At 39.1% G+C, this 10591-nt stretch carries 11 protein-coding genes and 1 other RNA gene; 3 read left to right on the forward strand and 9 right to left on the reverse strand.

Annotation, left to right across the window (positions count from 1 at the left end; all coding sequences use genetic code 11):
- Nucleotides 1-128: 128 nt before the first annotated feature.
- The 6 genes from HDT10_RS06915 to HDT10_RS06940 form a co-directional block, all read right to left on the reverse strand.
- Nucleotides 129-1340 (reverse strand): potassium/proton antiporter, encoded by a 1212-nt coding sequence (locus HDT10_RS06915; protein ID WP_290881571.1) that lies wholly within the window; start codon nt 1338-1340, stop codon nt 129-131.
- Nucleotides 1341-1355: 15 nt separating this feature from the next.
- Nucleotides 1356-1928, reverse strand: a complete 573-nt coding sequence (gene recR / locus HDT10_RS06920; protein ID WP_290881573.1) for a recombination mediator RecR — start codon at nt 1926-1928, stop codon at nt 1356-1358.
- Nucleotides 1929-2004: 76 nt separating this feature from the next.
- A complete protein-coding gene (locus HDT10_RS06925) occupies nt 2005-3744 on the reverse strand; it encodes a cation:proton antiporter (protein WP_290881574.1) in 1740 nt (579 codons plus the stop codon).
- A gap of 427 nt (nt 3745-4171) precedes the next feature.
- Nucleotides 4172-4870, reverse strand: a complete 699-nt coding sequence (cysE, locus tag HDT10_RS06930; RefSeq protein WP_290881577.1) for a serine O-acetyltransferase — start codon at nt 4868-4870, stop codon at nt 4172-4174.
- A complete protein-coding gene (speA, locus tag HDT10_RS06935) occupies nt 4867-6723 on the reverse strand; it encodes an arginine decarboxylase (protein WP_290881579.1) in 1857 nt (618 codons plus the stop codon). Before speA ends, cysE begins: the two co-directional genes overlap by 4 nt.
- Nucleotides 6724-6763: 40 nt before the next feature.
- Nucleotides 6764-7018 carry a flagellar basal body rod C-terminal domain-containing protein gene (locus HDT10_RS06940; protein WP_290881581.1) on the reverse strand — a complete coding sequence of 85 codons (255 nt, stop codon included), beginning with the start codon at nt 7016-7018 and terminating at the stop codon, nt 6764-6766.
- Between the two features lie 336 nt (nt 7019-7354).
- Here HDT10_RS06940 and HDT10_RS06945 point away from each other — a divergent pair, with 336 nt between their 5' ends.
- Nucleotides 7355-7477: a hypothetical protein gene (locus HDT10_RS06945; RefSeq protein ID WP_290881583.1), complete on the forward strand. Its 123-nt coding sequence runs from the start codon at nt 7355-7357 to the stop codon at nt 7475-7477.
- Between the two features lie 51 nt (nt 7478-7528).
- Here the strand turns inward: HDT10_RS06945 and HDT10_RS06950 are convergent, their stop codons facing one another.
- Nucleotides 7529-7702 (reverse strand): hypothetical protein, encoded by a 174-nt coding sequence (locus tag HDT10_RS06950; RefSeq protein WP_290881585.1) that lies wholly within the window; start codon nt 7700-7702, stop codon nt 7529-7531.
- Between the two features lie 66 nt (nt 7703-7768).
- On the opposite strand from HDT10_RS06950, the gene HDT10_RS06955 reads away from it, so the two are divergent.
- Together HDT10_RS06955 and HDT10_RS06960 are read left to right on the forward strand one after the other, a co-directional pair.
- On the forward strand, nt 7769-8935 hold the full coding sequence (locus HDT10_RS06955) for a NifS family cysteine desulfurase (RefSeq protein WP_290881587.1): 1167 nt from the start codon (nt 7769-7771) through the stop codon (nt 8933-8935).
- A 25-nt stretch (nt 8936-8960) separates the two neighbouring features.
- A complete protein-coding gene (locus HDT10_RS06960; RefSeq protein ID WP_290881591.1) occupies nt 8961-9941 on the forward strand; it encodes an iron-sulfur cluster assembly scaffold protein in 981 nt (326 codons plus the stop codon).
- A gap of 67 nt (nt 9942-10008) precedes the next feature.
- On the opposite strand, the gene ffs is transcribed toward HDT10_RS06960, so the two are convergent.
- Nucleotides 10009-10106: signal recognition particle sRNA small type (ffs, locus tag HDT10_RS06965), an RNA gene on the reverse strand.
- Nucleotides 10107-10403: 297 nt separating this feature from the next.
- Nucleotides 10404-10591: hypothetical protein (locus HDT10_RS06970; RefSeq protein ID WP_290881594.1), on the reverse strand; the 188-nt coding region annotated here is incomplete at its 5' end.

The raw sequence follows: 10591 nt of genomic DNA on the forward strand, positions 1-10591 counted from the left end.
AGAATTAGGATTCCGCTAGAGTGATAGCATATATTGAGCAATTGCAAGATTCTATTGCTTCCTTGCAATCCACATTGCTAGCAATAGAATCTTAAAAAAAATTGATGAGATTCTAAATTCAAGCAAACCTAGTCTTTCTCATCTTCCTCAATAATGCCTAAATACCGCGCAGCAAAGCCTAGAGTCATACCCTGTACCAAAACAGACACAAGCACCATAAAGAATACGACATTAAAAATTAGTTGTGATTGTTCTAACTCATAGACGAAAGGATAAGTCGCAAGGATAATTGGCACTGCCCCACGCAAGCCAACCCACGAGATAAACGCCTTTTCTTTCCTATTGTACCGACTCTTTGCCAAAGAAACAAAAACACTAATAGGACGCGCAACAAACATTAGGATAAAGACCAAAACTAAAGCAGGCAACGCAATCTCCGGAAGCTGTGAGGGGAATACGAGCAACCCAAGAACCAAAAACACGAGGATTTGCATCATCCAAGCAATCGCATCGTGAAAAGCAATAATGTGCGATTTGTAAGGAAAGGCGAATTTGTTTGTCAAAATCCCAGCAATATAAATACTCAAATAGCCATTGCCCTTTAACATCATTGAGAGCCCAAAAATCACAAAAAGCCACGCTACGCTAATGAGAGGATAAAGACCGGGTTGAGAAATATTGAGTTTTTCGCAGATTTTTGGGAAAGTGTAGCCACAAAGCAATCCCACTGCACCCCCAATAGCAAATTGCGCGACAAATTGCACAATCCATTCTATTGCGGAAGTTGCATTGGTCATTACAATAAGTTGCAAAATCGTAATGGTTAGAAAAATCGCCATTGGGTCATTACTTCCAGATTCTAACTCCAAAAGTGGTTTAATGTTATGCTTTAAGTTGATTTTGTGTGAGCGAAAAATCATAAACACTGCAGCCGCGTCCGTAGAAGACACAATAGAGCCAAGCAATAAAGCCTCCAAAACAGAAACGCCCCACATTATATAAATAAAACAAGCCAAAATAATAGCCGTAATCAAAACGCCCAATGTCGCCAATATCACACCGCTAACGACTACGGGCTTAATTTGTCCCCAATGCGTATCTAGCCCCCCACTATAAAGAATAAAGATTAACGAGACAGAACCCACCGCTTGCGCAAGAAGTGTATTATCAAATTTAATCCCAACAATCCCCTCACTTCCTAAGAGCATTCCCAAAATCAAGAATACAAGCAATAGAGGAAAACCGACTCTTTCTGAAATCTTACTCGCATAGACGCTAATAAACAAAATAATCCCGATTGCGATAATATATAAATGCAAATTATTAATAATTTCTGACAATTTTTCCCCTTTTATTTAAATTTTCACCCGCGATTGCAAAGCGCGAATGATAGAAAGCTGATCTACATTCTCTAAACTCACTCCTGTGGGAACACCTTGCGCAATTTTAGTAAATTGTAATCCCAAATGCTCTAATTTGTCCTCCAAATACAGCATTACGCTTTCATTGCCTAAAGTCGGACTAAAGGCAAAAATAACCTCCCGAATCTGATGCTTTTGTATGATTTGTTCTAAGTGTTTTAAGTCTAGTCTCTCAAGACTTCCAATCACAAAATACTTGCCAAGAAACTCTCCGCTCTCTTCTAGCAAAAAAATCTCTCTTGGATTCGCAACGACACATAATTCGCCATTGTTGCGTGCTCTATCGCTACAAATTGCGCAAATCGTATCATTAGAGATTCCGCCGCATTCCTCACAAACGCGTAATTGCTGCGCACAGCATTCAATGTTATGCGCAAGGCTAAGTGCGCTAAATTTATCCTCAAATGCCAAGAAATATGCCAAACGCATAGCAGATTTTCTGCCAATGCTTGGGAGTTTTTCTAAAGATTCTACAAGTTTTGCAAAATTTTCAGGATACGATTTCATTTCTTACCATTATGATTAAAATTTAATTATTATAACTAAGTTTAAATTAAGGAATAATAAATTCCCACTTTTTAAGCTATTTTTCCTCTTCCTCACCTATCCCCATTTCTTTAGATTCTTGAATCGCTTCTAATGCCAAATTTGCAAGCATTGTTGCTATCTCACGATTACCATTGACTACCTCAAGCCCGATTCCTTTTAAATCTGCCTCTATTGCCTCCTCGTCTGTTTGGGCAATGATTTTGATATGATGAGAAATGTCCATAATATGACGACACGCCTTTTCAATTGCCAGAGGCGATTCTACGCACAAGATGACGACTTTAGACTTTTCAACTTCAATCTCCCTAAAAATCATTTTGTCTGTGATATTGCCATAGACGATATTGCAACCCTTTTTAATCCCCTCTTCCACGCGTTCATAATTAGAATCCACGACAAGCGTGGTAACATCGCAGCCGCTAAAAAACTCTAGCACCTTTTTGCCCAAAACCCCATACCCACAAATCACCACTTCGCTATGCTGCTCGGCTTGTGATTTCTGACCAATTCCTGCTTTACTGCCGATTTTTGCAACCTTTAGCGGAATCCTAAAGATTTTTAAAGCAAACTTCACGCACACATCTAACCTATCCAAAATAAAAGGAGTGGCAATCATAGAAAAAATAACCATTAAAGTAAGGAATTGATAAATCTCTTCTGGAGTGATAGAAGCCGTGAATTGGCTTCCAAAAATCCAATTTAAAATCCCTCCATCTAATTGGAGATTCAGGATTTTATGCTGACTTGCAAGTAAAAAAATCGCAAAAGAAAATTCCCCGATTTGCGAGAGAGAAAGCGCGATACGCATTGCCACTTTCGCCCCTCTAAAAAAGCTCAAAAACGCAAACACGATAAGGGTTTTTATGAGCAACATTAAAGCGACAAGGATTAAAATAATGAGAAAATACTTAGCCAAAAATATCACATTGACTTGCATACCAATGGTGATAAAAAACACTCCTAAAAGCAAATCACGAAAATAAACCAACACGCTTGCCACTTGGTGTTTAAAGGGAGAATTTGAAACAATCATTCCCGCCAAAAATGCCCCAAGTGAGAGGGAGAAACCGAAGTATTTGCTAAGATAAGCCGAGCCTAATACAATCAAAAGCACCGCGCCCACGAAAATTTCATCTGTTTTCATCTTGACACTAGAGCGCAAGACGATACGTGCCAAAAATCTCCCCGGCAAGATTAACAACAAAAGCACAATAACAGCTGAAACTCCTGTGCTAAGCAGCATTTCTCCCATACTCAAATCTTGATTGCTCAAGAGCTTAATCATCAGCAGAATCGGAATCACTGCAATATCTTGAAAAACCAAAATACCGACAGAAGCCGTCCCATAAGGCGTTCTCGTTTGATTCGCTTCATTAAGACTTTTTAAGACAATAGCAGTAGAAGATAAGCTCACTGCACTTGCAAGAATGATAGAAGTATCTAGGTTGAATCCTAGCAAATAATGGCAAATTACAAAAAAGGCGGCAATGGAGATTCCAATTTGCAATCCGCCAAAGAGCAAGACTTCCTGCTTCATTTGTGTGATTTTTTTGAAACTAAAGTCAAGCCCAATCATAAACATTAAAAACACGATTCCAAGTTCTGCGGCTTCGTTTACATCCACAGAATCCTGCACATGAAACCCAAAAATATAAGTCGTCAGCGTCCCTGTAACAATATATCCAATAATCGCTGGAATCTTAAGCTTATTTAAAACAATCCCAGAGACTACCGCCATAGCCAAAACATAGATGATTATCAATAGCTTATCCACTTGACACCTCTAGCATTAAAATTTTGAAATTATATATAAAATTTATAATTTTTTTAAATTCAATATTAAACTTTTATAATTTTCTTTTATAGAATCCTAATTTGAAGAGGCAAGATTCTAAAGTGAGATTCCGCCCTTGCGTCATTGCGTATTCTACTTTGTCATTGCGAGAATGCGTAGCATTCGTGGCAATCTAAATCCAAGCATACTTAGGATTCTACTATTTCGTCATTGCGAGCATTTTGCAAAAATGCGTGGCAATCTATAATGTAGAATTAGCCTTAACGATTTCATTACAAAATTTACTTTTTGCTATATTATAGATTGCTTCGCATCTCGCAATGACGAGGTGGGGAATCCCAACGACAAGATTAGAGAATCGCAATAATAAAGGTAGAATTGCGGGTATGCTTCATTATAGACACCCTTAAAATTTCACCTTTAAAAATTCTTGATACAAAGTCTCTAGCTTTTTGCGGGATTCTATATATTCTATATTCTTGGGGGCGACAGATTCTAATAACTCCAAACGTTTTTGTAAATAATTAAAGAGTTGGTATTGAATATCTGGAATCTTGTTTAAGTCATCACTCATACCCTTGATGATATTTTTGGCAGGGATTCCAACTGCTGTGGAATTAGGCGGCACAGGACGAATCACGACAGAGTTTGCTCCAATCTTGGAATGCGCCCCGATGATAATATTTCCTAGCACTTTAGCCCCCGCGCCGATGATGACATAATCCTCAATTGTGGGGTGTCTTTTGGTGCGCTCTAAACTCACTCCGCCCAAACTCACCCCTTGATAAATCGTCACTTCATTGCCCACTTCCGCCGTTTCCCCAATCACTACCCCGTGTCCGTGGTCAATAAAAACACGATGCCCGATTTTGCACGCGGGGTGAATATCTACATTCGTAAGCCACTGCGTAATTCCCATAAGGATTCTAGCTAATGCCCTAAAGCCTTTGTTATGAAGTCTATGTGCGATTCTATAATGCACTAAGGCAATCAATCCGGGATAGTTGAAAAACAATTCAATCTTAGAATTAATCGCTGGGTCTTTTTCTAAAATTACCGCAAAATCCTCTTTGATAGTGCCAAAAAGTGTTGTGGCATAATTCAAGATTTCTCTCCTTCGCTTTTAAACACCGTCCTTAGATAACCATTTTCGCTAAGCATCACATAAAGTTGCCCCAAGACTTCTTTCTTGGTATCCTCTGAAATCTCCTTGCTATCCTCTAAACGTTGTTTCAAACAACGTTCAATCTCTTTGGTATCATAATCCAAATCCTCTAGCACATCTAAAATCGTTTGCGATTCTAGCAAATTTTCAATGCGATACCCGCCCTCCTCTTCATCAAACACGACACTAAATTCTGTCGGGTGCGTGAAAAGATTATGCTGCATTCCAAGCACTTCTTGGTATGCACCAACCAAAAAGAATCCCAAAAAGTATTCCTCTTCCTTGACATCAATATCGTGTAAAAACAAAGGAGCGTTTTTATCAAATGCTACCTCTCCATCGCTATCACAAGTAATATCCCAAAGGCTAGCCGAACGCGTGGGGCGGCGATTTAATCTATCTAGCGGAATCACAGGGAATTTCTGCGCCAATCCCCAATAATCCGGCAAACTTTGAAAAAAGCTACAATTCAACAAATAACGTTCTTGCACTTGTTCTTGAATCCGAATAATATCGCTATGGTTTTTATGCTTTAGAATCTTGATGACTTTTTTAATAATCAAATGCACAAGCACTTCTGTGTTACTGCGGTCTTGCAAGTCAATATAACCCAAATCAAAGAGTGTCAGCAAAGATTCCATATGCTCTAAGCTATCGTGCAGATATTCTATCGCATAACGTTCGTTAATGGTGTTATACAAATCCAAGAGCTCCTCCACCAAAGGAGGATTTTTGTCTTTTAAGTGCAAAGCCTTTTCATCATATTCTTGAGAGAATAACTCCAATACAGGAGCAATCAGCACCGCGTGGCTTGCAGAGACATAGCGTCCGGATTCTATAAAAATATTTGGTTCTGGCTCTTTTTTGTTTTTCGCAATTTCCTTGAGGGTAAAAACCACATCTCCGCTAAATTCCGCAAGCGTATAATTACGATTCTGTTGGTGCTCGTGTTGTGCGTATTCTACGGCTAATCCGCCGCCAATATTGACATTATTTAGCTTTTTTGCCCCCATTTTGCGAAGCTCTGCATAAATATTCCCCGCTTCCCTCAAGGCTTTTTTGAGTGGAGAAATATCACTAATCTGACTACCAATATGAAAATGAATCATCGTAAATTGGTTTAGCAAGTCGTTTTTGCGCAATAACGAAATGGCTTCTACAAGCTCGCTTGCGGTCAAGCCAAATTTGGAGTTAATCCCTCCACTCTTCGCCCAAATCCCAATGCCTGTGCTATGCAATCGGATTCTAAGCCCGATTTTAGGATAAGGCTTCCCAAAAGTTTTGGTAACCTCAATGATTGTTTCAAGCTCGTTTAAACCCTCAATCGTCAAGGTAATGTCGTGTCCCATTTTCGCCGCAATAAACCCAAGCGAAATCATTTCCTTGTCTTTGAAGCCATTGACCGTGATAGGCGCATTCTCGTTGGTATAAGCCATTGCGATAATCAATTCTGATTTGCTCCCTGCTTCTAATCCATAGCAACGTTGGGTTGTATTTTCCATTAGGGGCAATACAAAGTTTGGATAATGATTGACTTTGATTGGAAAAACCGCCTTGAACTTGCCCTTATAATGATATTCTTTAATAGAGCTTTCAAAGTTTGTGAAAATCTTTTCTACTTGCTTTTTCATCAAGTGAGGAAACCGCACCAAAAGCGGACCACGATAGCCCTCTTCACGCACTTGTTTGACAATATTAATCAATGCGGGCTTGCTTTTGTAATTGACCTTTACCTGTCCATCTTCAATGATAAAATCATCTTTTCCCCAATATTCAATCCCATAATCTACCATTTACCACCCTTATATTGCATTTCAATTGATTTCAAAATACTTATGCTTTGATGTCTAATAAAGTTTGCAGCATAGAATCTGCGGTTTGAATCGTCTGCACATTGGCACTCACGCCATTTTGTGCCGTCATTTGCCCAATCATATTTTGCGCTAAATCCACATTAGAGCCCTCTAAACCTCCTTGTACAACGCTAGCCCTAGCCGCGTTTTGCGCATTAGTTTCTACTCCACTTTGCCCAAGATTCAAAGCATTAAAACCGCCATAGATTCCACTATTTTGACTGATTGCATTCATTCTTTGTCCCTTAAGATTAAGATTCCAAAACTATAACTAAAAAATCTAAAATTTATTTTTAAAATGAAAATTTTATAAAAAATTTGGAATCGTTAAGGAGTTATCCTTGCAAGCAAGTTTTTAAACTTTAGTTTGTCATTGCGAGGCTTCGTAAGAAGTCGTAACAATCTGTAATTTAAATACAGGAACTCTTACAATGGAATCTTTAAAGTTAAAGGCGAGATTTTGGATTATAGATTGCTGCGTCGTTACACTCCTCGCAATGACTGAAATAGTTATATCGTCATTGCGAAATTCCGCAAGGAATCGTGGCACTAAATAAAGAATCTCGCTTTTGTGGATTTTATGTTTGCAAGATTATGGATTGCTTCGGCTAAAACCTCACAAGGACGCAGTGAAAAATGTCATTGCGAGAAAACCTTTAGGCTTTCGTGGCAATCTACGATTCAGCATAAATGAAATACACAACTTGTGTCATTGCGAGAAAATTTAAAAAATTTTCGTGGCAATCTATAATATTGCACGCATTGCGTATTCCACTGCGTCATTGCAAGATTCTATGCAATAGAATCGTGGCAATCTATCCTCTTGCATACTTGAGGTTCGTGGCGATGACGCGAGCCATACGCGATAAAGAATCCTCTTTTGTAAGATTACATTAAGCTTTTTTAGGGTAAAAGCCAAAAGTTATTTTGCTAGATTTCAAGCAAAATTTGAATAAAAACTAAAAAATATAATTCAAGGAGCAATATGGAATCCAAAAGAGTTTATTTAGATAATAACGCTACCACGATGTTAGACCCACAAGCCAAAGAGTTAATGGATACTTATTTTTGTCAAAAATATGGCAATCCAAATTCTTTACATCATTTCGGAACAGAAACGCATACCGCAATTCGTGAGGCTTTTAATCATCTCTATGAGGGAATAAATGCACACGATGAAGACGATATTATCCTCACTTCTTGTGCAACAGAGAGCAATAATTGGGTATTAAAAGGAGTGTATTTTGACATTTTGCGCCAAGGCGCAAAAAACCATATTATCACAACACAAGTAGAACACCCTGCAATTCGCTCTACCTGTCAATTCTTAGAAACTCTAGGCGTAGAAGTAACCTATCTCCCCATTGGAGAAAACGGCACATTAGACGCAAGTGCGGTAGAAAACGCCATCACAGATAAAACCGCTTTGGTTAGCATTATGTGGGCAAACAACGAAACAGGGATTATTTTCCCCATTGAAGAAATTGGCGCAATTTGCAAAAAGAAAGGTGTGCTTTTCCACACTGACGCAGTGCAAGCAATCGGAAAGATTCCCGTAGATGTGCAAAAGGCACAAGTAGATTTCTTGAGTTTCAGCGGGCATAAATTCCACGCACCTAAAGGAATCGGTGGGCTTTACATTCGCAAAGGCGTCAAACTCACTCCCTTATTCCACGGAGGAGAGCATATGGGCGGCAGACGCAGCGGAACACTCAATGTGCCTTACATTGTAGCTCTAGGTGAAGCAATGCGACAAGCAAATTTATATTTGGACTTTGAACGCAATAATGTGCGTCATTTGCGTGATAGACTAGAAGACGCATTACTAGAGATTCCAGATGTTTTTGTCGTGGGCAATCGTGCCTTGCGTGTGCCCAATACGATTTTGGTAAGCATTCGTGGTGTAGAAGGGGAAGCAATGTTGTGGGATTTAAACAAATATGGCATTGCCTGCTCCACAGGAAGTGCGTGTGCGAGTGAAGACTTAGAAGCAAATCCTGTAATGAGTGCCATTGGAGCAGACAAGGAATTAGCACATACCGCAATTAGAATTTCGCTTAGTCGCTTTACAACGAGTGAAGAAATTGACTATGCGATAGAGATTTTCAAAAAATCCATTGAGCGTTTGCGCTCTATTTCAAGCAGTTATTAATAAATTAGCAAATTAAAGGAATCAAATGGCAAAAAATGAATTATTAGGCGGCGCATTATGGGACGCATATAGTAAAAAAGTCAGCGAGAGAATGGACAATCCAACCCATTTAGGCGTGATTACACAAGAGGAAGCGGATAAAAGAGGCTTAAAGCTCGTTGTCGCAGATTATGGCGCGGAGGCTTGTGGCGATGCAGTCCGACTTTATTGGCTCGTAGATGAGAACGATACGATTGTAGATGCAAAATTTAAAAGCTTTGGTTGCGGAACGGCGATTGCAAGTAGTGATATGATGGTGGAGCTTTGCCTTGGCAAAAAAGTGCAAGAAGCAGTAAAAATTACAAATATTGATGTAGAAAAAGCCTTGCGCGATGACCCAGAAACTCCAGCAGTACCGGGGCAAAAAATGCACTGCTCCGTTATGGCGTATGATGTGATTAAAAAAGCCGCAGCGCAATATTTAGGCAAGAAACCAGAAGACTTTGAAGATGAGATTATCGTCTGTGAATGCGCACGTGTAAGCTTAGGCACGCTCAAAGAAGTCATCAGAATCAATAATCTCAAAACGATTGAAGAAATCACCGAATACACAAAAGCAGGTGCGTTTTGTAAAAGCTGTATCCGACCCGGAGGACACGAAGAGAGAGAGCATTATTTGGTAGATATTTTGCGTGAAGTACGTGCAGAAATGGAAGAAAACGAATTAAAAAACAAAGCGGATTTAAGCTCCAAAGGCGATTTGGCTTTCACAAATATGACCATTGTGCAAAAAACTAAAGCTATTGAGGCTGTTATTGATGAGAAAATTCGTCCAATGCTAATGATGGACGGCGGCAATATGGAAATCATTGACTTAAAAAACTCAAGTGAGGGCTATACTGATGTGTATATTAGATACTTGGGTGCTTGTAGCGGGTGTGCAAGTGGTGCGAGTGGCACACTTTTCGCCATTGAATCTGTCTTGCAGGAAAATTTAGATTCTAGCATTCGTGTCTTTCCTGTATAAGATTTTGTGATAGAATATCTTAAGAAAAAAAAGGGGGGAGTTTCAGAGAGGTAAAAAACTAAAAAACCTCTCTTAAGATACTTGCGGCACTTAAACGATTTGAGGGCTCTGCTGTGTTCCCACCCTGAAGCATTACTCAAATAGCTCATCGCACAAGTCTCAAGAAAGGCAATCGGAATTATATCTAGTTTTTGCCAAAATTCAACTTAAAACTTTGCTTTTAAGGGATTTTATCAAAAATTAGGAGCAAGAGAGGAATCCACTTTTGCGAGATTGTGGATTGCTACGCCGATAGTTTTGTGATTCCATTGTTTTATTTTCTAAATCCAAGATTATGGATTGCTTCGGCTAAAACCTCACAAGGACGCAGTGAAAAATGTCATTGCGAGAAAATTTGAAAAATTTTCGTGGCAATCTATAATATTGCACGCATTGCGTATTCCACTGCGTCATTGCGAGATTCTATGCAATAGAATCGTGGCAATCTATAATCTTAAACCTTAGAAAAATAAAATAATGGAAAATCTTTAGAATTTTAAAAATACGAAAGGCGAGATTTAAGATTATGGATTGCTTCGGGCTTTGCCCTCGCAATGACGCGGTGGTTAGCTTATCGTCAATGCGAAGCCCTTTAGGGCTGTGGCAATCTA

The organism is Helicobacter sp., assembly GCF_014799995.1.
Taxonomy (GTDB): domain Bacteria; phylum Campylobacterota; class Campylobacteria; order Campylobacterales; family Helicobacteraceae; genus Helicobacter_D.